This is a genomic window from uncultured Desulfovibrio sp. (assembly GCF_910584445.1).
In the GTDB taxonomy this organism is placed as follows: Bacteria; Desulfobacterota; Desulfovibrionia; order Desulfovibrionales; family Desulfovibrionaceae; genus Desulfovibrio.
The window spans coordinates 166,825-188,645 of the sequence record NZ_CAJUBO010000002.1 but is presented as its reverse complement, the minus strand read 5'-3'; the positions used below and the strand labels follow the sequence as shown (position 1 = coordinate 188,645).

General features: G+C 63.5%; 15 protein-coding genes. 6 read left to right on the top strand and 9 right to left on the bottom strand.

Features of this window, described 5'->3' with window-relative positions:
* Nucleotides 1-17: 17 nt before the first annotated feature.
* Entirely contained in the window at nucleotides 18-917 is a 900-nt protein-coding gene (locus tag QZ294_RS01860; protein WP_297045871.1) for a LysR family transcriptional regulator, read from the top strand.
* A 159-nt stretch (nucleotides 918-1,076) separates the two neighbouring features.
* Here the strand turns inward: QZ294_RS01860 and QZ294_RS01855 are convergent, their stop codons facing one another.
* Complete coding sequence (locus tag QZ294_RS01855) at nucleotides 1,077-2,153, bottom strand: alpha/beta hydrolase (RefSeq protein ID WP_297045867.1); 1,077 nt, start codon at nucleotides 2,151-2,153, stop codon at nucleotides 1,077-1,079.
* Between the two features lie 274 nt (nucleotides 2,154-2,427).
* The gene (locus QZ294_RS01850) at nucleotides 2,428-3,954 is read right to left on the bottom strand and encodes a peptide-binding protein (protein WP_297045962.1); all 1,527 of its coding nucleotides are present in this window, start codon (nucleotides 3,952-3,954) and stop codon (nucleotides 2,428-2,430) included.
* Nucleotides 3,955-4,241: 287 nt separating this feature from the next.
* On the opposite strand from QZ294_RS01850, the gene QZ294_RS01845 reads away from it, so the two are divergent.
* The gene (locus QZ294_RS01845) at nucleotides 4,242-7,481 is read left to right on the top strand and encodes a DEAD/DEAH box helicase (protein ID WP_297045864.1); all 3,240 of its coding nucleotides are present in this window, start codon (nucleotides 4,242-4,244) and stop codon (nucleotides 7,479-7,481) included.
* An 84-nt stretch (nucleotides 7,482-7,565) separates the two neighbouring features.
* On the opposite strand, the gene tpx is transcribed toward QZ294_RS01845, so the two are convergent.
* On the bottom strand, nucleotides 7,566-8,069 hold the full coding sequence (gene tpx, locus QZ294_RS01840) for a thiol peroxidase (RefSeq protein WP_297045861.1): 504 nt from the start codon (nucleotides 8,067-8,069) through the stop codon (nucleotides 7,566-7,568).
* Nucleotides 8,070-8,191: 122 nt separating this feature from the next.
* Nucleotides 8,192-9,061, bottom strand: a complete 870-nt coding sequence (locus QZ294_RS01835) for a 50S ribosomal protein L11 methyltransferase (RefSeq protein WP_297045858.1) — start codon at nucleotides 9,059-9,061, stop codon at nucleotides 8,192-8,194.
* A gap of 142 nt (nucleotides 9,062-9,203) precedes the next feature.
* On the opposite strand from QZ294_RS01835, the gene QZ294_RS01830 reads away from it, so the two are divergent.
* The 4 genes from QZ294_RS01830 to QZ294_RS01815 are packed head-to-tail and all read left to right on the top strand — an operon-like array spanning nucleotide 9,204 to nucleotide 14,419.
* The gene (locus QZ294_RS01830; protein WP_297045854.1) at nucleotides 9,204-9,965 is read left to right on the top strand and encodes a methyltransferase domain-containing protein; all 762 of its coding nucleotides are present in this window, start codon (nucleotides 9,204-9,206) and stop codon (nucleotides 9,963-9,965) included.
* Nucleotides 9,962-11,725 (top strand): YcaO-like family protein, encoded by a 1,764-nt coding sequence (locus tag QZ294_RS01825; RefSeq protein WP_297045850.1) that lies wholly within the window; start codon nucleotides 9,962-9,964, stop codon nucleotides 11,723-11,725. Before QZ294_RS01830 ends, QZ294_RS01825 begins: the two co-directional genes overlap by 4 nt.
* The gene (locus QZ294_RS01820) at nucleotides 11,712-13,028 is read left to right on the top strand and encodes a cyanophycin synthetase (RefSeq protein WP_297045848.1); all 1,317 of its coding nucleotides are present in this window, start codon (nucleotides 11,712-11,714) and stop codon (nucleotides 13,026-13,028) included. The genes QZ294_RS01825 and QZ294_RS01820 overlap by 14 nt, the downstream gene beginning before the upstream one ends.
* The gene (locus QZ294_RS01815) at nucleotides 13,025-14,419 is read left to right on the top strand and encodes an aminopeptidase (protein WP_297045845.1); all 1,395 of its coding nucleotides are present in this window, start codon (nucleotides 13,025-13,027) and stop codon (nucleotides 14,417-14,419) included. The genes QZ294_RS01820 and QZ294_RS01815 overlap by 4 nt, the downstream gene beginning before the upstream one ends.
* Nucleotides 14,420-14,539: 120 nt before the next feature.
* Here QZ294_RS01815 and QZ294_RS01810 read toward each other — a convergent pair whose 3' ends face one another.
* The 5 genes from QZ294_RS01810 to QZ294_RS01790 form a co-directional block, all read right to left on the bottom strand.
* Complete coding sequence (locus QZ294_RS01810) at nucleotides 14,540-15,100, bottom strand: translation initiation factor IF-2 (protein WP_297045841.1); 561 nt, start codon at nucleotides 15,098-15,100, stop codon at nucleotides 14,540-14,542.
* A gap of 376 nt (nucleotides 15,101-15,476) precedes the next feature.
* Nucleotides 15,477-17,810 (bottom strand): hydratase, encoded by a 2,334-nt coding sequence (locus tag QZ294_RS01805; RefSeq protein ID WP_297045838.1) that lies wholly within the window; start codon nucleotides 17,808-17,810, stop codon nucleotides 15,477-15,479.
* Between the two features lie 31 nt (nucleotides 17,811-17,841).
* Complete coding sequence (locus QZ294_RS01800) at nucleotides 17,842-18,495, bottom strand: LysE family transporter (protein ID WP_297045835.1); 654 nt, start codon at nucleotides 18,493-18,495, stop codon at nucleotides 17,842-17,844.
* A gap of 31 nt (nucleotides 18,496-18,526) precedes the next feature.
* Nucleotides 18,527-19,666: an NADP-dependent isocitrate dehydrogenase gene (gene icd, locus QZ294_RS01795; protein WP_297045830.1), complete on the bottom strand. Its 1,140-nt coding sequence runs from the start codon at nucleotides 19,664-19,666 to the stop codon at nucleotides 18,527-18,529.
* Nucleotides 19,667-19,833: 167 nt separating this feature from the next.
* Nucleotides 19,834-21,681: a histone-lysine N-methyltransferase gene (locus QZ294_RS01790; protein ID WP_297045827.1), complete on the bottom strand. Its 1,848-nt coding sequence runs from the start codon at nucleotides 21,679-21,681 to the stop codon at nucleotides 19,834-19,836.
* Between the last annotated feature and the right edge of the window lie 140 nt (nucleotides 21,682-21,821).

Sequence of the window (21,821 nt, the reverse complement as noted above, 5' to 3'; positions counted from 1 at the left end):
CCTGTCCCTGTCGTTGCATGGAAGTGCGGGTACTGCGCTATTTTCTGGCAATTGCCAGAGAAGGCAGCATGACCGGGGCGGCAAACGTCCTGCATGTGACGCAGCCCACACTTTCCCGCCAGATCGGGGAGCTTGAGGAAGAGCTGGGGACCAGGCTCTTTGTCCGACACAGCCACAGCGTGTCCCTGACGCCCGACGGAATGCGCCTGCGCAAGCGCGCGGAAGAAGTCGTGGACATGCTCGACAAGACGGAAGCGGAATTCGCCGCCGGCGAAGAGACCATAGCGGGCGACATCCACATCGGCGCGGGCGAAACGCGGATCATGCGGCATGTGGCCGGTATCCTCCGGGAGATCAGGGAAGAGCATCCCCACATCCATATCCATCTGCACAGTGGCAATCAGGAAGACGTGACGGAACGCCTGGACAAGGGGCTGCTGGATTTCGGTCTCCTGATCCAGCCCGCGGCTCTCGGCAAATATGATCACGTCGATCTTCCGGAGAACGACGTCTGGGGCGTCATCACGCGCAAAACCAGCGCTCTTGCCGCCCGGCGGACGCTTTGCAGGCAGGACCTGCTCGGCGAGCCGCTCCTGCTTTCCCGGCAGGCCATCCGCCGCACATCCGCGAGGAATGGATTTCTTGAGTGGTTCGGAGAGGATTTTGGAAAACTTGACGTGGCGGGGACCTTCAATCTGGTCTATAACGCGGCCATCCTTGCCGAGAGCGGCATCGGGCACGTCATCACCCTCGCAGGGCTGGTCGACATCTCTGAAGACAGCGCGCTCTGTTTCCGCCTGCTGGAGCCACGCCTGGAAACAGGATTGAATATCGTATGGAAAAAGCGGCAGATATTTTCTCCGGCCGCAGAGGTCTTTCTGCGGAAGATCCTGGCGGCTTTCGGCACGGCCGGCTAAGCCCCGGAGCGCGTCGGCACGCGGTCTGGATGCTCATTATCCGCCAGAGTATTTACGCAATTTGATTGCGAAAACGCTCTGACGCGAGATTTTCTTTCATACAAAAAGGCGACGTTCCCGGGAGCGTCGCCTGATTTCCGCCAGTAGCGGCGGATGCCGTCATTTCAGGCTGGATTTGAAAAATGCCTCGATCGTATCAAAGGGGATCACATCCATACGATCATACAGATCCGTGTGATTGGCTCCGGGAATGATCAGCAGTTCCTTGTTCCCGCCACGCAGCTTTTTGAAGGCGTCCTCGCTGAAATAGCGGGAATGGGCCTTTTCGCCGTGGATCATGAGTACGGGAGTGCGGATCTCCCCGGCATATGCCAGCAGCGGCATGTTCATGAACGAAAGCGGCATGGTGGCATTCCAGGCGCCATTGGAGTTGATGGAGCGTGGATGGAAGCCCCGCTTGGTCTTGTAGTAGTCGTAATAGTCTTTGACGAACTGCGGTTCATTGCCCGTCAGCTTTTCCGGCAGTCCGTCCGGTGAGGGGGCGCTGCTGCCGTTCCGGAAATCCGCCGTGCGCCGGGCATTGAGTTCCTGGCGGCGCTTGTGGCGCGCGTCCGCGTCCATGGCATCGAAGTAGCCGTTGGCATTGACCCGGCTCATGTCATACATGGTGGATGTGACGGTGCCCCTGATGCGCGTATCCATGGCCGCGGCGTTGAGGGCCATGCCGCCAAAGCCGCAGATGCCAATGACACCGATGGCCTTTGGATCAGCTTCGGGAAGCGTCGCCAGAAAGTCCACGGCGGCGCTCACGTCCTCGGTATTGATGTCCGGCGAGGCCACATTGCGCGGCTCGCCGCCGCTCTCGCCCGTAAAGGAGGGGTCAAAGGCCAGCGTCAGAAAACCACGTTCGGCCATGGTCTGGGCATACAGGCCCGATGCCTGCTCCTTGACCGCGCCAAACGGTCCGCACACAGCGATGGCCGCCTGTTTTTGCCCGCCTGACTCGGGAATGTAGAGATCTCCCGCGAGTTCGATGCCATAGCGATTTTTAAAGCGCACCTTTCTGTGCGCCACCTTGCCGCTTTTCGGGAAAATCCTGTCCCAATCCTTGTCCGTCCGCATACTCGTTCCTCCATAGGCGGAAATGGCCGCCGCTTCGGCCAGTCCCGTCTGCTGCCCCATGGCGCAGATGGCCGCGAGCGCCATCATGGCGGCGATGTACCGTGCCCTTCGCATGCTTCCTCGCTTTTCGGTTGAGGGAATTGCGTCCTGTGGAAGACCGGAATACCGATGGCGGGAATTTTAAGCAAATACTTATATCATATAGTATGAAATAATTAAAAATCATAACATAAACAGCTTGGGCATATGCCGTTGGCTGATATCTCGTCGCCGTACTGCGGCGGACGCGGACCCCCTGGATGCGCCGAGACCGCAGCCGCGGGGAAATGGCGACAGCGAAACCTGAGGAAAATATCTCTCCCAGAGATATTTTCCTCAGCGGAATGCTCTATGGCGTCAGCGCATGCCGCTGCATGACCCTGGGCACCCACCATTTTTCAAAATTGTACATGATGCCCGCAAGGGCGGGTTCAATGCCCATGAAGCGCCGCTGCACCACGGGCAGCGCATAGGGCACGAAGAGGAAGCAGTACGGCTGCTCGTCCGCGAGGATCTCCTGCACGCGGGCATACAGGGCGGCGCGTTTCTCCCGCTCCGGTGTGGCGCGCGCAGCTTCCAGCAGGGAGTCCACCTCCGGATTCTTGTAATGGATGAAATTCAGGCCGCCGTCGTGGGCCTGCGAGGAGTGCCAGATCTGAAAAATGTCCGGATCCTGCGGGATGGTCCAGCCAAGGATGACAGCGTCAAAGCGGCCCTTGTTGACAAATTCCCGGATAAAGGCGGCCCATTCGACTGTGCGGATGCGCGCGTCCACACCGATGGCGCGGAGCTGGCTCTGAATGAGCGTGGCCGTGAGGATGCGCTGCTCATTGCCCTGATTTGTAAGGATACTGAAGGCAAAGGGCCTGCCGTCGCGCCGGAGCATGCCGTCCGCATCGGGCCTGAAGCCCGCTTCGGCCAGCAGGCGCCGCGCTTCCGCCACATCCTGCGCGACGGGTTTGAGCGTGGGATGGATCGCCCAGGAACCGGGCTTGTACGGCCCGAAGGCGGCCACCCCCTGGCCGAGCAGGACCCCCTTGACGAGGTCATCCCGATTGATCGCCAGGGAAAGGGCACGGCGCACGCGGACATCCTTGAAAAACGGATGCTCAAGATTGAAGCCGAGGAAAATATAGACCGAGGCAAGATAGCGGTACTTGTGAAATTCCTGTTCCCAGACCGGCCCGGAGGTCTGGCGCAGGTACTGGAGCGGGCTGAGGTTCATGACGTCAAGGCGCCCCGCGCGCGTTTCCATGAACATGGTGGCGTCGTCCGGGATGATGCGGTAGATGGCCTCGTCGATATGCGGCCGTCCGCCAAAATAGGTGGGCGATGCCGCGAGCGTGATGCTGCTGCCGGCGTCCCAGGATTTCAGGCGGTATGGGCCGGCCCCTGTGGGCTTGCGCGAGAACGGCGTCCGGCGGATGTTCTGCCCCTCAAGGACATGCTTGGGAAGAATGGGACTCATCCACGAGGCCACGGCCCGCGCGAAAAATTCCTCATATACGGCTTCAAAGGTGTAGCGGTCCAGAACGCGCAGTTCCTTGATGCGGGAAAAGTCCTCGGCATAGGGACTGGCCGTGGCCGGGTCCGTCACCACGCGCACGGTGAAGGCCACATCTTCGGCGGTGAGTTCCGTGCCATCTTCCCACAGGATGCCCTTGCGAAGGGTAAAGCGCATGCGCTTGCCGCCATCCTCCATGCTCCAGCGTTCGGCAGCCCACGGTTCCGGTTCAAGATCCTTGTTGTAGCGCAGGGGCGCCACAAAGAGCAGGTCCGCCACTTCATGCGAGGCGGAATCCGTGGAGAGATAGGAAATGAGATTTGAGGCCTCGCCGATGCTCCCGAAAAAGATCCGGCCGCCATCCACAGGCATTTCATCCCTGTCCCGGGGTTCGGGGACGCCGGACTCCACGGGGAGTTCCGCCACAGGTCCCGCCGCCCCCGAAAAACCTGTGCCGAACAGGCCCAACGCCCCGGCCGCCAGGAGCACAGAAAGAAAAAGAGAATATTTTTTCATATTTCGCAAGGAGATAGTTGCATGTGTCGCGGAACGTGTGCTAAGGGTTCCCAATCCGTGAACATCAGACGCTTGCGCGTTCCTCATGGAACGGAACGGACCCCCGTTCCGCAGGGGGGACCCGCCGCGTCCGCGAGGGGAAAATGAGCCGTTCAGAACAGAATGTCGTCAGGGAAATGTGCCAGACCTTCCTGCATGACAGCGTGCCGGAATATATCCGTGACGCGGCGTACTATATCCTCTCTGAAGGCGGGGTGCAAAAAATTAATATCCAGGAAGGCGAAACCTGGGACGTGCAGGGCGTCATCCAGGGGGAGGACCTCCAGGTCTATACCCCTTCCCTGAGCTTCACCATTACGGACAGGAGCGCGCGCCAGCAGTGCAACTGCTCGGACGCGTTCTCCGGCGTCTGCCGCCATGTGGCGGCCCTGGGGCTGCGCCTGGTGGAAGAATTGTGCAAGGAACAGGGCGAGGCGGAGGACCTGCCGGCCCCCCTGGCCGACTGGAAGCAGAGCTTCCGCAATTTTTTCTCCACCGAGATGGAGCCTGAACCCGGCAGGCATTATCTCATCTTTCGGTTCGAGCCGGAGCCGGGGCGGCTCCTGGTCTCCTTCTTCCGGGGGCGTCAGAACAAGTCGGGGCTTTCCAGCGTCCATGCCGAAGTGACGCTCCAGCAGATCATCCAGAACCCGGACTGGAGCGAGTTTTCCCCGCAGCTTCCGCATGTGGCCCGGCAGATCGGCCAGCATCTCGACTACTACGGGCACCGGGTGGAGATCCCGGACGGGCTGACCTCGTGGTTTTTCTGGGCCGTACGCAAGGAATACTATCTGCTCTGGAAGGATACGGACAAGCCCTGCCGCATCGAGAGCACGCCGTTCGCGCTCAAGCTCAAGCCCCGGCTTGACGATACGGGCTTCCATTTTGAGGTCCTGCTCAAGCGCGAGGGCCGCGCCCCCCTCCCCATCCGGCCGGGCAAGGAAGAGAGCGGCAACGGAGAAGACAGCCCCATCACCTTCCACGGGCAGATGCCGCTGTGGGTCTGCTACCAGCACAATTTTTATCCTGTGCAGACGGGGCTGTATCCGTCCCTTGTGCACAATCTCATCCATGACCGGCCCGTGGTGCCGCATGAAGAGATCTCGGAATTTCTTGACCGCGTGTGGACGCGGCTCCCGGCTTCGGAACTGTATGAACCGCAGGAATTCCTCAAGCTCATGGAGCCGGTCTTTCAGCCGGCCACCTATAATCCCAAGCTGTTTCTTGATGAGGAGGGCAGCCTTCTCACCCTGGAGATCGACAATATTTACGAAACGCGCCATGGCGAGTTCACCCTCCCCGGTCCCAACCCTGATTTTCAGACGGGCAGCTACACCTATGAGGGCCAGACCTATCTTGTCCGCCGCCATCAGGATGAGGAAGCCCAGTTGATGAACGAGCTTGCGGGCATGGACTTTCAGGCGCGCTCCAACAAGCTCTGGTTCCTGGAGCCGGAGGAGGCCATCGCCTTTCTTCTCGACTGCTATCCAAAACTGGTGGAAAATTATCGGGTCTATGGGGAGCGGGCGCTCTCGCGCTACAAGATGCGCACGGCCAAATCCACCATCACCGCGCAGGTCACGAGCAACGAAAAGGAAAAATGGTTCTCGCTGGACATCACTGTGGACTACGAGGGCCAGTCCCTGCCGCTCGAAAAGATCTGGAAGGCCTGGGCGCGCGGCAAGCGCTATGTCCAGCTCAAGGACGGTTCCTATACGAGCCTGCCCGAAGCATGGCTGGAAAAGCTCTCCCACAAGCTCACGGCCCTGGGGCTGGACCCGAACAAGCCGCCGCAGCAGAAGTTCAAGCAGTTCGAGGCCCCGGTGCTGGACAGCCTGCTGGAAGATCTGCCCGGCGCCACTACGGATTCGTTCTGGAACAAGTTGCGCGAAAAGATCCGTTCCTTCCGCGAGGTGCGGCCCATTGCGCCCCCCAAGGGACTCAACGCCTCCCTGCGCGGCTATCAGGTCCAGGGGCTTTCCTATCTCAATTTTCTCTCCGAATATGGCTTCGGCGGCATCCTCGCCGACGAGATGGGCCTGGGCAAGACCGTCCAGACGCTGGCATTCATCCAGTATATGGTGGAAAGCCACCCCAAGGGTCCCAATCTCATCGTGGTGCCCACGTCGGTCCTGCCCAACTGGGAGCGCGAGGCGGAAAAGTTCGTGCCCAAACTGCGGCGGCTCATCATCTATGGCACGCGCCGCGAAGGCATGTTCAAGCATATCGGTGACTCTGACCTCATCATCACCACCTATGCCCTGCTCCGGCGCGATCTTGAGGAGATCGAGAAGCACGAGTTCAATACGGTCATCCTGGACGAAGCCCAGAACATCAAAAACCCCAATACCATCACGGCCCGCGCTGTCCGCAGGATCAACGCGCGCATGCGCCTTTGCCTCTCGGGCACGCCCATCGAGAACAATCTTTTCGAGCTTTGGTCACTCTTTGAATTTCTCATGCCCGGTTTTCTCGGTTCACAGCATGCGTTCCAGCGGGGCATCGTCAAACCCATCAAGGACGGCGACGCCGAAACCCTTGAGTATCTGCGTACGCGCGTGCGTCCCTTCATCCTCCGGCGCACCAAGGCCGAAGTAGCCAAGGATCTGCCCCCCAAGGTGGAGAGCGTCACCTGCTGCGCCCTGGAAGAGGCCCAGGCCGAACTGTATTCCGCCCTGGCGCGCAAGCTGCGCGCCCAGGTGCTGGCCGATGTGGATGAAAAGGGCCTTGCCAAAAGCCAGATGTCCATCCTCGATGCCCTGCTCAAGCTGCGCCAGATCTGCTGCCATCCGCGCCTGCTCAAGATGGATCTGCCCGGCTTCTCCAACAATCTGCCGTCCGGCAAGTTCGACGCCTTCAAGGACATGGTTTCGGAAATCGTGGAAGGGGGACACAAGGTGCTCGTCTTTTCGCAGTTCGTCCAGATGCTGCATATCATCCGGCAGTGGCTGGAATTTTCCCAGATGCCCTTCTGCTATCTTGACGGCGCGAGCAAGGACCGTTTCGAGCAGGTGGACAGGTTCAACAACAGTCCCGACATCCCCATCTTCCTTATCTCGCTCAAGGCGGGCGGCACCGGACTCAACCTCACTTCGGCGGACTATGTCATCCACTATGACCCATGGTGGAACCCGGCTGTGGAGAGCCAGGCGACGGACCGCACCCACCGCATCGGCCAGACACGGCAGGTCTTTTCCTACAAGCTCATCTGCCAGAACACTGTGGAGGAAAAGATCCTCAAACTCCAGGAGGCCAAGCGCGGCGTGGCCGAGGCCATCATTCCCGGCCAGGATACCTGGAAATCCCTTACGCGCGAAGATCTGGAGATGCTCTTTGATGTGTAGCCGCCCGCAGGCATCCCGGAGCAAAAGAAAGGGCGTGCCGGAAAGTTCCGGCACGCCTGAAAACGCGACAGAAAAAGCGCAGGGTCAGGCAAGCGCCTTCACGGCGGCGAGCACGGCGGCGTAGTCCGGCTCGCTGGTCATTTCCGGCACCAGCTGGCTGTAGGCCAGGGTCCCGTCAGGGGCCACCACAAAGACGGCGCGCGCGAGCAGCCGCAGTTCCTCAATGAGCACGCCATAGGCGCGGCCAAAGCCGGCGTCCCTGTAATCCGAAAGCGTCTCCACGGCGTCGGCGTTGGCGGCGCCGCACCAGCGGGCCTGTGCGAAGGGCAGGTCGCGGCTCACGGCGACAATACGCACCCTGTCGGACAGTTTGGCCGCCTCGGCGTTGAAGCGGCGCATTTCCAGATCGCAAACCGGGGTATCCAGAGACGGCACGCAGGCCAGGACCAGGATCTTGCCGGCAAAATCCTTGAGGCCGCGCGCACTCAAATCATTGGCAACGAGAGTGAAATCCGGGGCCGGAGCGCCGATTTTGGGCAGATCGCCAACCAGATGGAGAGGATTGCCCTGAAACGTTACTGTAGGCATATCTGTTCCTCGATTATACTTAAAGTTTTTCTTGAGGTTTGAAAAAACACGCCGCCACCGGCGTTTTTGCAGGCTGCCCAGGTGCCGGGGCATGTCAAGCGCGTCTCCGGCCACTCTGGAGATCACGCCCAGACGAGCGCGCACCATTCGCCATCGACCACACGCCGGGCACTGGGCAGGCCCTGCGCCCGATAGGCGGCTTCCACCGCGTCGGCCTGACGCTCCAGCAGACCGGAGAGCACAAGGCAGCCATCCGCCGCCCGCGCGGCGGCAAGCGGAGCGGCCATCTCCATGAGGGGACGGGCAAGGATGTTCGCCAGCACCAGGTCAAAACGGCGACCGGCCGCTTGCTCCACGCCACCTTCCGCAACTTCGAAGACAGCGGCATCCGTGCGGTTGAGTTCCCGGTTTTCCCGGGCATTGCTCACTGCCAGCGGATCGATATCCAGGCCCAGGCCGCTGAGTCCGCTCCTGGCGCAGGCGATCCCCAGAACACCGGAACCTGTGCCGAGATCGAGAAAATGCCCACCGGGCGCCACGCGCCCGCTGTCCAGCAACTCGCTCAGCACGCGCAGGCACAGGGCCGTGGTGGCGTGATGCCCGGTGCCGAAGGCGCTCTTGGGTTCGATGATGATCGGTGTACGGTCCGCGAAATCGCCGCCCTCCGCCAGCCATGGCGGCAGGACGACAAAACGCGAGCCGCACATGACCGGCGTGAAAAACTGCCGCCACGCAGCCAGCCAGTCCTGCCGTTCCACGCGTTCCAGAGTGGTGTCGGCCCGGGGGGCGGTGGCCCGGAGCCGATCCTGCAGGCGGAGCAGATGCTCTTCCGATTCGCAGTGGACGGTAAACCGGGTTTCCCCGCCGGGAAGACTCTCCTCCTCCCAGCCGAATGCTGCATGCAGGGCGAGGAGACCGCTCACGCGGTCGAAATCGTCATCCTCGGCCACAATGCCCAGCCGGAACAGCGCAGGCGTGTCCGCATCGTCCATTTTCCTTCCTCCCACTTCCGTTTTTTGTTTGCAGGATGCTTCCTGACGCCGCGAATGGCAAGGCATTGATTAACACCCCGAGCCGCTGTAGGCTCCTGCCCGATGTCACCCCTTGCGGGTGCCAAAACGCAAAGGAATCCCCATGCCCTGCGCCCCCGACACCAATGGTCCCGCAGCCGGTCCAGACTGCGGCGCATCGGAGCTTGACCGCCTGCTGGCGGAGATCCGCACCCGCTTCGCTGTGGAGTTTGAGCCGCTTCAGGTGGACGATGGCACGCTGGATGTGCTCAGCGTGCGTGACATGCCCCGCCATCTGGACGCCCTGCTGCGCCATGGCGCCATCCGCGATCCCCTGCGCGACCTGCCGCTCTGGGCCAAGGTCTGGCCCGGGTCCTTCGTTCTTGGCCGTTTTCTCCGCACGCAGGGACCGGAGGGCAAACGCCTGCTGGAGATCGGCGCGGGATGCGCCATTTGCAGCATGGTGGCGGCGCGCTATGGCTTTGCACACATTGTGGCGAGCGACAACATGCCCGAGGCGCTTTCCTTTGCCAGGGCAAATGTGTTGCGCAATCATCTTGAGGATCGCATCGAGGTGCGCCATCTGGATGTCACCACGCCGGGGAAGGATATGCGCTTTCCCGGGGGATTCGACATCATCGCCGCGTCAGAGCTGCTCTACCTCGACGATCTGCACCGGCCACTGCTGAAATTTCTCGACCGCCATCTGGCCCCCGGCGGGAAAGCCCTGTTCTGCACCGACCTTGCGCGCGCCAAGCCGCGTTTCGCCAAACTGGCGGCGAAGTCCTTTGCTGTGCGGGAAGGCAATATCGGCGTCAAAAGCCGCGATGCCGAGGGGGCGGAGCAGCGCCGGATCTACAGCATCTGCATTCTGGAGCGGCCATGACGGCGCCGGGCATCGTTCTCGCTTCCTGCCCCAAGGCCTACACGAAGGACCTGGACAAAGCCGTAAGCCCCGTCGTCACGGTGCAGCGCGTGCGCTCACGCCTTGCCGCGACAGGTCTTGATGTCGTCGCCGGCACGCGCCGCGTGGATGTGGGGAGGCTCGGCATACCGGTCTATCTCGGCCTGTGCGGCAAGGACGCCCGGGCGATCATGCCCGCGCGCAAGCAGATGGGCAAGGGATCCTCCGAAGAGCAGGCCCTGGCCTCGGCGCTCATGGAGGTGATGGAGCGTTTTGCCTTTTTCAGTTTCTGGGAACGGCAGGGAAACGCCTTCACCGGCACCTGGAGCGAGGCGGAAGACCGCTTCGGCGGAGGACTCCTGCCCCTGGAAGACATCCTGCGTTCCGTTGACGACGCCGTGCCTCTTGCCAGTGCCCGGAAACTCATGGATCTTGCACGCTGGCAGTTCCATCCGGCCACCCACCTGCGCAGCGGCCGCACCGTCTGGCTTCCGCTGGACTGGTTCCGTCTGCTGGGTGAATTCAATGGCTCCTCCGCCGGCAACAGCGTGGAGGAATCCCTGCTTCAGGGGCTGAGCGAACTTGTGGAGCGCCATGTCTGCTGCCGCGCCGACAGGGAGCGCCCCACCCTGCCCACCATTGCGGCCGACACCTGCCGGGACGATGTTCTGCGCGGCCTGCTCGACGCCTTTGCCCGCGAGGGCATCCGCCTCGTCCTCAAGGATCTGTCGTTCGGCATGCCGCTTCCCACCGTGGGCGCCCTGGCGTGGGACCCGGCCACCTTCCCCGCCAGTTCGGAGATCGTCTTTACGGCAGGGACGGCCTCTTCACCGGCCAAGGCCGCCATCCGCGCCGTCACCGAAGTCGCCCAGCTCGGCGGAGATTTTTGCACCGGGTCCTGCTATGAAGCTTCGGGCCTGCCCAAGTTCACGGAACCCGCGCAGGCTCGGTGGCTGCTGGACGGTCCGGCCATCCCGCTGCACAGTCTGCCCTCGGTGGAGGCGCACGACATCCGCGACGAACTCCTTGCCGCCATCGACGGGCTGGCGCCACTGGAGACCTACGCGGTGGAAATGACCCATCCGGACCTCGGCATCCCGGCGCATTATACCATTGTGCCCGGTCTTCAGTTCCGGGAGCGGGACAGGAACCAGAGCCTCGGCCTTTTCGTGGGGCGCAGGCTCGCGGAAACCTGTGACGAGGAGACGGCCGAACGGGGACTTGCCGCACTGGCGGAAGTCTGCCCCGGGGCGCACTTCCTGCCCTTCTTCCAGGGCATCCTGGCCTTGCGCCGCGATGCACCCGAGCGGGCGCTCGGACACTTCCTCGCCGCCCTTCCGCTGCAACCCGATGCGGACGCGGCCGGGTTGGCCGCCTTCTACGCGGGCTACGCGGAAACCGTGCGCGGCCGCTGGGCCGAGGCCGTGCCCCTGCTCGGGCAGGCCGTCCGCTCCTGCCCGGAGATGAAGGAATACGGCAACCTGCTCGGCGTTTCCCTGTACAGGACCGGGCGGTACGCCGAAGCTGCCGCCGCCTTTGAGGCGGTGCTCAGGCTGGACAAAGGCTCCGCCATGGATCGGGCCAATCTCGGCGTCTGCCACAAGTTCCTCGGCAATCTGGCGGAGGCGCGCCGGGAATTGCAGGCCGCGCTGGAACTTGATCCGTCCCTGGACTTCGCGCGCGCGCATCTGGCGGAACTGGAAGAAGGCGACGCCACCGGAGCGCAGGATGGCCTTCCGTAACTTTCAGGAAATCCGGAGCCATCTGGACGCGCTGGGCATGTTCCATATGGACCTGGGCCTTGACCGCATGCGGCGGACACTGGCGGCTCTTGGTCTGGAGCGCCCCCCCTTCGTGATCGCCCAGGTGCTCGGCACCAACGGCAAGGGTTCCACCTCCGCCTTTCTGGCCGGACTGTGCACAACGCATGGCTGCCGCGTTGGCCTCTATACTTCGCCGCATTTCGTTTCTCCCGAGGAGCGCATCCGCGTCAATGGACGTCCCGTTCCCGGAGAAACCTGGCCGGAGCCGGCCAACAGCATCATGACCAGGGCGTGCGGCGACAGCCTCACCTATTTTGAATTTCTCACGGTCCTTGCGCTCCTGATGTTCCGGGAGGCACGCGTGGATGTAGCCATCCTGGAGGCGGGGCTTGGCGGCCGCAGCGACGCCACCACGGCCGTGCCCGCGGATCTGCTGTGCTACACGCCCATTGCCATGGATCATGCGGCCGTGCTCGGCCCGACGCTGGCGGACATCGCCCGCGACAAGGCGGCAGCCATCCGCGGCCGGGCGCCTGTCTGCACGGCTCCCCAGTTTCCGGCGGCGCGGGAGGCCCTTGCTGCGGCCGCGCGAACGCGGGGAGCGGTCCTCGCGCCCGCTGCCCCCCTGCCGGAAGAATGGCTCCCGCGTCTCGGTCTTGCCGGTGAACATCAGCTGGGCAATGCGGGCCTTGCGCTGGCCGCATGGCAACGGCTGGCGCCGCTGCTCGGCAGACGCGCCGACGATGCCCGCGCCCAGGCGCTGGGGCTGACAACGGCCTTTTTGCCCGGCCGTCTCCAGCGTGTACCGCGCGCAGCCGGGCATCCCGCCCTTCTGCTTGACGGCGCCCATAATCCGCACGGCATGCAGGCGCTCCTGCGGAGCCTCTTCCCTTCCCGGCAGACAGCATGCCGCCGGTCGCCCATGCCCCGGGCCATCATTTTCTCCTGTCTCGGCGACAAGGACTGGCGCACTTCGGCCACCATGCTCACGCGCCGCTTTCCGCAAACCCCCGCCTTCATCCCGGCCCTGGAAAATCCGCGCGCCGGCGATCCCCATGCGATCGCCGCCTGCTGGAACGTCCACGCGCCCGGCATGGCAAAAGCCCTGACCGGCCCGGATGCGCTGGCCCGGGCGCTGGACGCGGCGGCCGGGTTCTGCGGCGCGGACCACGACATGGCGCTCATGACCGGCTCCCTCTATCTGCTCGCAGAATTTTTTGCCCGCTATCCCCGGCTTCTGGAACCCCCTTTTTCACCTTCCGCAACGGAGGATCAGCCATGAAAAACGAACTTGCCTACCATGCTCCCAACGCCTGGGAGCGCTATGCAACAGCCCGCAAGGACATCCAGGCGCTTGCCGGACGGTATCTCGACTTTCTCAGCCGCTGCAAGACCGAACGGGAGACCATCGCCTACGCGCAGGAACGCCTCGCCGAAGCCGGTTTTGGCGAAGACTTCGCCGCAGGCCGCGTCATGCGACCACTGCGGGGCAAGGCGTTGTTCGCGGCGCGGCGCGGGAGCCAGCCGCTGGAGGAGGGCCTTGCCCTCATCGCCGCCCATGCGGACAGCCCCCGGCTTGACTTCAAGCAGCATCCGCTGGTGGAACAGCCGGGTGTCGTCCAGGCCAAGACGCACTACTACGGCGGTATCCGCAAATACCAGTGGCTTGCGCGTCCGCTGGCGCTCCACGGCGTCATCATCCGTGAAAACGGCGAGCGGGTGGATGTGAGCATCGGCGAAAAACCGGGAGAACCCGTCTTCTGCATCGCCGACCTTCTGCCGCATCTGGCGCAGAAACAGGCCGGCCAGAAACTCAGTGAGGCCTTTGAAGCCGAAAAGCTCAACGTCATCCTCGGCCATGCGCCGGAGGCTTCCGGTCGCGGACGTTCCCGGCGGCCCACGGGGGACGGGGCGAAGGACGGCGACCTCAAGGAGGCGCTGCTCCGGCTGCTGTACAAAAAATACGGCATCAACGAGGAGGACCTCATCACCGCCGAGCTTCAGGCCGTGCCCGCCGGGGCCGCGCGCTTTGTGGGCCTGGACCGGGCGCTCCTCGGCGGGTATGGGCAGGATGACAGGATCTGCGTCTTTGCCGCGCTGGAGGCACTGCTGCGCGCGGACGACGCCGCTTCGCGGCCGCTTGCGGTGATCCTCTGGGACAAGGAGGAGATCGGCTCCGACGGCGCCACAGGCGCGGCCTCCCGTTTCTTCCAGTACTGCGTGGAGGATCTTGCGACTGCCTGGGCTTCGGGGGTTTCGGCCTCGCATGTGCTGCTGAACAGCCGCGCCCTTTCCGCCGATGTGCAGGCGGCCCTGGACCCGGACTTTCAGGATGTGCATGAAAAGCAGAACGCCGCCCTGATCGGGCATGGACCCTGCTTTTCCAAGTTCACTGGTTCCCGGGGAAAATATGGCGCCAGTGAAGCGGACGCGGAGTTCTTTGCCGAGTTGCGCGGTATTTTCAACGCCCGCAACATCCCGTGGCAGGCTGCGGAGCTTGGCAAGGTGGATCTTGGCGGCGGCGGCACAGTGGCGCTTTTTCTCGCGGCCTATGGCATGCGGGTTATCGATCTGGGACCCGCCCTGCTCTCCATGCACAGCCCCTTTGAACTGGCGAGCGCCGCCGACCTGTACGCCACCGTGGAGGCATACCGCGCCTTTTTTGAAGCCTGAGCCTGCGGAGCTGTCCCGGAAAGGCCGAAACGACGAACTCCACCTCCGGAACGCACATTCCCTCGTTGACGCCTGGACGGCCAGCGTGGATCTGTGCGTTCCGCAAATGTCGTCCGCGCTTCACCGCTGCCCGCGCGGGCGCCACTCACAGGCGCGCGCCGCCGGTGTTCCCAGCGCGGCGCCCACGCGACGCGCCAGGTGGGCGGGTTCGGCGGGCAGCTCCGCATCCGCCCGCAAATGGGCATGCAGACTGCCCATGAGCGAACCAACATCATCATGCTGCTCCTGATGGCCGCAGCCGCTCAAAAGCCAGCGGCTGCGGCCATGAAGCACCCGATGCGTGGAGTGGAGGATGCGCTCGCGCATGCTGAGTTCCATGCGCCAGGTCCCCTTGGGGGTGTGCAGCAGGAGCGCGTTGGTGGCTGTCTCGATGCGGTACCCGGGGGGGGAATCCGCAAGGCGCAGCAGATCCTCCACCCCGGCCCGCAGCAGAGCCAGATGTTCAGCCGCCGGAACCTGTTTTTGTTCCTCAGCGAGCCGGCGTTCGCCTGTGCGGATACGCTCAAGGAATTTCCGCCGGTCATCGTCCAGTGTCCGCAGCCCGTGGCGCATGAGCCGGAAGCAAAAAATCAGGGCCGCAAACATGACGGACCCGGCGGCCACCCAGCCGAAGAGGCTCATGTTCCATCTCCTGGCGGCAATACGCGTTCAGACGGCAAACGTTCCGCTTCCATTTCGGCGTGGCGCCTTTCCCGTTTCGGGCACTTCGCTGCCATCATTTCGCGTCCGGAACACGCTCTGGACGCTGCTTCAGCCGTTGTGACGCAGGAAGCTACGGCTGAAGACAGCAATTGGTTAACGCAACAGGCAGTCAACGCAACCGCTGTCGCTCTCCGTAAGCAGGCAAAGCCTGCTAACGGCTACCGCCATCGGCGCGGGCGCCAGCTCCCGCTGTCGCCAAAAAACGTGATTTTTGGCTCATTCACGGCGCTTTTCGCGTCGCGCCAGACTCTCGTCTGGCGTTGGAAGCCATTCCCTACGAAATAGGAAATGACTTCTAAACACCGCGCGTGCGCGCATAGTGGTTGATGAGGCAGCCATCCAGAAGGATCTGGCGCTCCCCCTCGCTCAAATCCCGCAATGACAGGACCACCTGCTCGGCCCAGGGTTGCTTTTCCGCGGCCGTATGCACCAGCGCGGCAAGCAGCGTTGCCTCTCCGCCCGCAACAGCGGCGCGCACATGGGGCAGGAGGAGGAAATCGCCGGGCTTCAGGGCGCGCGCCATGTCCGCATCCACAAGAAACGGCAAAATGCCCCAGTTGATGAGGTTGGAACGGTAGCGCTTGGTCGCGTACTCCACGGCGAGGTTGGCCCAGCCGCCGAGGACCTTCTGGCAGGAAGCCGCCTGCTCGCGCGCGGAACCGTCGCCCGGCCTGAGGGCGAAAACGAGCGAACCGATGCCCACCCGACGCAACGGCTGTGGTCCGGAAAGCATGGCACCCACTTCCGGTTGGCCGGTGCAGACATCCACAAGGGCGCGCACCCTGGCAACGGCCTCCGCGTCATCCGGGTTGGCGAGCCGCGCGCGCTCCAGCGCCCGGGCGGCCTTGGCGCGGCCCACATAGGCCGGGTCCTTCCGGGAAAGCGTGAACTCGGAAAGGCGCTGCGGATTGGAACGCAGAGACGACGTTTCGCCCGAGGGGATCAACTCGTCAGTGGTGGTGACGGGGTCGGTGATGACGCTTGCCACCTCAAGGACCAGATGCTCCGGCAGCGGCGATATTTCCGGCCAATCGGCGATATTGGGTCCAAAAACAAGCTCGGTCTCCGGTTCGGCATGCCCAAAGCCGTTGTACACGCGCCGTTCGTAGATCTCGGGGTTAAAGTGATACTTGAGGTCGACACGAAGGTCCGGCGAATCCCAGTCCAGCGCGGTGGCCGGCGTGAGGCGCCCCCCGTTGGCCGCCGTGGCGGCGATGGAGCGCGCGTCCATGAGCGCCACCGCCGCGATCTGCCCCTCGCCGGGCTTGGAACCTTCGCGATTGGGAAAGTTGCGCGTGGAGTGCCGGAGCGAGAGTGCCCCGTGGGCCGGAGTATCCCCGGCGCCGAAACAGGGACCGCAAAAGGCGGTTTTGACGATGGCCCCCAGGGTCATGAGCCGTTCGGTGGCTCCGTTGTTCACGAGCGCCACGGCCTGCGGCACGCTTGCCGGATAGACGGAAAAACTGAATGCGGGATTGGCCTTCTTCCACGTTCCCAGAATGGCCGAGGCCATGCTGATGTTCTCAAACGTACCGCCCGCGCAGCCGGCAATGATGCCCTGGTCGGCGACCACGCCGCCCTCGCGGACCTTGGAGCGCAGGCGAAGACCTTTGCCCGCCTCGCCGAAGAGCCGCACGGCCTCCTCTTCCACCTCGCCCAGAAGTTCATCGGCATGAGCCGCCACCTCGGCCACGGTGTGGACATTGCTGGGGTGGAACGGCAGCGCGATCATGGGTTCCACGGCCGAAAGGTCGATGCGGACAAGGCCGTCGTAGCAGGCCGCCCCTTCCAGACGCAGCTCCTTGTAGGCCGCCGCGCGGCCATGCAGGGCGAGCCATTCGCGCACCTTGCCATCCGTGCGCCAGATGGACGACAGGCAGGCGGTTTCCGTGGTCATGACATCCACGCCGCAGCGGAAATCCACGGACAGGGCATCCACACCGGGACCCATGAATTCAAGCACCTTATTCTTGACGAACCCATCCTTAAAGACGGCGCCGATGAGCGCCAGCGCCACATCCTGGGGACCGACACCGGGCGCGGGCGCTCCCTCGAGCCACACGGCCACCACTTCGGGCGCGGCCACGTCCCAGGTCTTGCCGAGCAGTTGCTTGACGAGTTCCGGGCCACCCTCGCCCACGCCCATGACGCCCAGCGCGCCATAGCGGGTATGGCTGTCCGAACCGAGGATCATGCCGCCGCACTCGGTCATCATCTCGCGCATGTACTGGTGGATGACCGCCAGATGCGGCGGCACGAAAATGCCGCCATACTTCCGGGCGGCGGCCAGGCCGAAGATATGGTCATCCTCGTTGATGGTGCCGCCTACCGCGCAAAGGCTGTTGTGGCAGTTGGTGAGCACATAGGGCAGCGGAAATTCCCCGAGGCCCGAGGCGCGGGCGGTCTGGATGATGCCCACATAGGTGATGTCGTGCGACGCCAGGGCATCGAACCGCACATGCACCTGCCCGTCATGCGGTGCGCCCGGAAGCTGGTGTGCCGCAAGGATACGCGCGGCCAGCGTGTTGCGCGCGGCGGCGCCAAGATCGATGCCCCTGGCCTGCGCTTCGGCGGCGCTCAGGAGCGTTCCTTCATCGATGACGGTCTTTTCGGCGGAACAGCGGATCATGGAGATCTCCTTTTAACGGATCATGGAACCGTCAGAGCCGGTCTGCCTGGGCTGCGGCAAGCCTGATGCCGAAGGCCAGGAAGACCGTGCCCGTCAGGCGGTGCAACCAGCGTTGAAAACGGGGATTCCCGAACGCCCTGCGCGCGCGGCCCAGAACCTGCGCGAGAAACAAAAACCAGACGAGACAGAGCACGGCATTGATGGTACCCATTTCCAGCAGTTGCAGCGTGGGAGGAATATCCTGCACCATAAACTGCGGCAGCAGGGTAAGGAAAATCAGGACGGCCTTGGGGTTGAGGGCATTGGCAAGAAACCCCTGCCTGAACGCGCGGCGCAAGGGAGCGCGCCGCCGGGACTCTTGTACACCGGCATGTATCTCCACCTTTGCCGTGGATATGGAACTCTGTCGAAATGCCTGGATGCCCAGCCAGCAAAGATAGGCCGCCCCCAGGTATTTGAGCAGCGCGAAGAGCAAGGCCGAGGTGGCGATAATGGCCGAAATCCCGGCAATGGCGAACGCCGTGTGCATGCACATGCCCAAGGCCACGCCGCAGGCGGCGGCTTTCCCCGCGGACGCTCCGTCCAATAAGGCCACCCGGCTCACGAGCGCAAAGTCCGGGCCGGGCAGAATGACGAGCAGAGCCAGGGTGGGAACGATGAGAAGCAGATTTTCCAGCGGCAGCATGCATCCCCCGCGCGGAAATCGGAAAAATGCTCTAGAGATTTTCGCCGATGATCTCTCCGAATTCGCGGCAGCCCACCACCCGGCTGCCCGGAACCTGAGCGGCCAGATCCTCGGTGACGGCCTTGCCCGCAATGGCCTTTTCCACCGCCGCGCGGATGCGCTTCGCAGCGGCGGGAACGCCCAGATGCTCCATGAGCATGGCGCCGCACAGGATGAGACTGCCGGGATTGGCCCTGTCCTTGCCGGCAATGGCCGGAGCGGTACCATGCGTGGCCTCGAAAAACGCCAGGGAATCGGACATGTTCACGCCCGGCGCAAGGCCGAGACCGCCCACCTGGGCCGCGAGCGCATCCGAAATATAGTCGCCGTTGAGATTGGGCGTGGCGAGCACGCTGTATGCCTCGGGCCGGAGCAACGCCTCCTGGAACATGGCGTCCGCGATGCGGTCCTTGACCACAAGGCGGCCGGGAACGGCGTCTTTTTCGGTACAGGTCAGGTCCGCAAATTCTTCCGCCGCCACATCATAGCCCCACTGACGGAACGCGCCCTCGGTGAACTTCATGATATTGCCCTTGTGGACCAGGGTCAGGCTGGGGCGGCCCGTATCCAGGGCGTACCGCAGGGCGCGGCGCACGAGCCGCTTGGAACCGGACTCCGTCATGGGCTTGATGCCGATGGCGGCATCGTCGGCGATGCGCGTCACGCCAAGGCTGTCGCGAAGAAACTCCGCAAGTTTCCGCGCCTCGGGCGTGTTCGCGGCAAATTCCACGCCGGCATAGACATCTTCGGTGTTTTCCCGAAAGATGACCATGTCCACCCGTTCCGGGTGCTTCACCGGCGTTTCCAGCCCCTCGAAATGCCGTACAGGACGGATACAGGCGTACAGATCGAGTCCCTGGCGCAAGGCCACGTTGAGGCTGCGGATGCCCGTGCCGACGGGGGTGCCCAACGGTCCCTTGATGGCGATTTCCGCGCCGCGCAGGGCCGCAAGCGTGCTCTCGGGCAAGGGAGTGCCCTCTGCCGCGCGGGCTTTTTCCCCGGCGAGAAGTTCCCGCCAGTCGAGCCGCAGGTCGGATTCCGCTGCCAGGGCGGCGTCGATCACCGGCCGTGCCGCGCGCCAGATTTCCGGCCCGATGCCGTCGCCTTCGATCCAGTAGAGAGTCTTGCGCATGACGTTTTTCTCCAGAGCCTCACGGCCCGTTGGGGGTCTCAGAGCATTTTCCTCAGGTTTCGCTGCCTCCATTCCGGAGGAAAAGCGTGGTTTTCCGCCTTAGTACGGCGCGGGCGTCTGCTTCCGCATCCGCCAGAGCGTTTCCGCAATTTCCTTGCGAAAACGCTCTAGTCGTTGGCCGTATCTTCGCCGTCCTCGCCTCCGACCACCTCGAGCCGGAGCGCGCGGGCGCGCTTGAGCAGCTGCTCCAGCTGGATATCGCCGCTGAGCACGCCCACGATCCTGTCATTCTCATCCGTAACCGCGCAGGAAACGGTGATGACGAGCTTGGACGTGAAGTGGGACTGGTACACATCCATGATATGGAGGTCACCGGTCTGCATGGGCATCTTGAACCATTCGCGTTCGGAAAAATCGTAACCGGCGTGGAGGGCCGAGTAGCTGGCGGCGTATTCCGAGTCCGCAATGGCGGAACAGCGCATCCGCCCCTCCGCATCCGTGAGGCAGCAGAACTGGATGAAGGGATATTCGCCCACAAAGGCGTTCAGCGCGGCGCAGGCTTCGGCATCCAGCCGGCTCAGGACAGCGCTGCGCGCCAGCCGGAGGATGAGGTGGGCCGCCAGTTCGCCGGCGAGCTTCTTCATGCGGTCGAACTCGGTGGCAAAAAGCTCGGGCATGTGCTGCTGCACGAGGGATTCCATCTCCTCGTGGGAAAGGCTCGTCGTGCGGCCGCTGTCCGCATAGAGGGCCATGATGGCGTCGTAGATCCTGCCCACGGCGGGATGCTTCTTGGAGACCTGGCGCTCCCGGGGAAGATCGAGACTCGTGTTGATCCAGTAGGCCACGCCCGAACGGCCCGTCTTGTCCGTGACGATGATGGGCACCGGGCGCCCGAGCAGGCGCTTCGTGTCGAAGATATTGTAGATCTCCTCGTTCTTCGCCAGGCCGTCGGCATGGACGCCCGCGCTGGTGGCATTGAAATCGCGCCCCACAAAGGGATAGTTGGGCGGGATGCGGTACTCAAGCTCGCGTTCGAAAAAGTCCGCCACTTCGCTGAGTACCGTGGTGTCCGCGGCGGCGTCGTCGCCCGTGAGGGAGATATACTCGATAAGCAGGGCTTCCAGCGGCGTATTGCCCGTGCGTTCGCCAAAGCCGAAAAGCGTGCTGTTCACGGCGCCGCAGCCATAGAGCCAGGCCGTGACGCCATTGGCGAGGGCCATATGGAAATCATTGTGACCGTGCCACTCCAGCCATTCGCCGGGAACGCCGGCCTCGTCGGTAAACGCCCGCACGATGCGCTGCACCGAACGGGGCAACGCCGCGCCGGGCCACGGCACGCCATAGCCCATGGTGTCGCAGAGGCGGATCTTGACGGGCATGCCGCTCTGGCGCGAAAGCTCCATGAGCCGCTGCGCCAGCGGCAGGCAAAAGCCGTAGATGTCCGCGCGGGTGACATCCTCAAAGTGGCAGCGCGGAATGATGCCCCATTCCAGCGCCTGGGAGGCAAGCTCCGTGTACATTTCCATGGCCTGCCGCCGTGTCTTCCCGAGCTTGAGGAAGATGTGGTAGTCCGAAACGCTGGTGAGCATGCCGGTCTCGTCGAATTCCATGTCCCGCGCGAGCTTGAGATCGTCGCGATTTGCCCGTATCCAGGCCGTGACGCGGGGGAAGCGGTAGCCGCGCGCGCGGCACACCTCCACACATTTGCGGTCACGCGGGGAGTACAGAAAAAACTCCGACGCCGCAATAAGCCCGGTCTTTCCGCCCAGCCGGTGGAGAAAGTCGAACATCCGCGCGACCTGGCGCACGGTATAGGGGGGACGCGCCTGCTGGCCGTCGCGGAAGGTCGTGTCCGTAATACGCATCTGCGCTGCCGGACGCGGCGCAAGGAGCACCTCGTCAAAGGAGGTGCGGCAAATGCTCGTGTAGGGGAAGAGGTCGCGGAACAGGCGCGGCTGTTCTGTTTCCTGAAGCGAAAGGGGGCGATCGCCGCCCGCGTGGTGGATGATGCTCATGAAGGTTTCCTGCGCGTTGCCGCCCCGGGTCCTTCCGGGACGGTACTGTTCTGGAATCCCGGACATATATCCTGTTCGCCCCGTGCCGTCCAGCATCACGGCACTCCGTCGCCGGCGGCTCCGCGCGTCTTGTCTTGCGG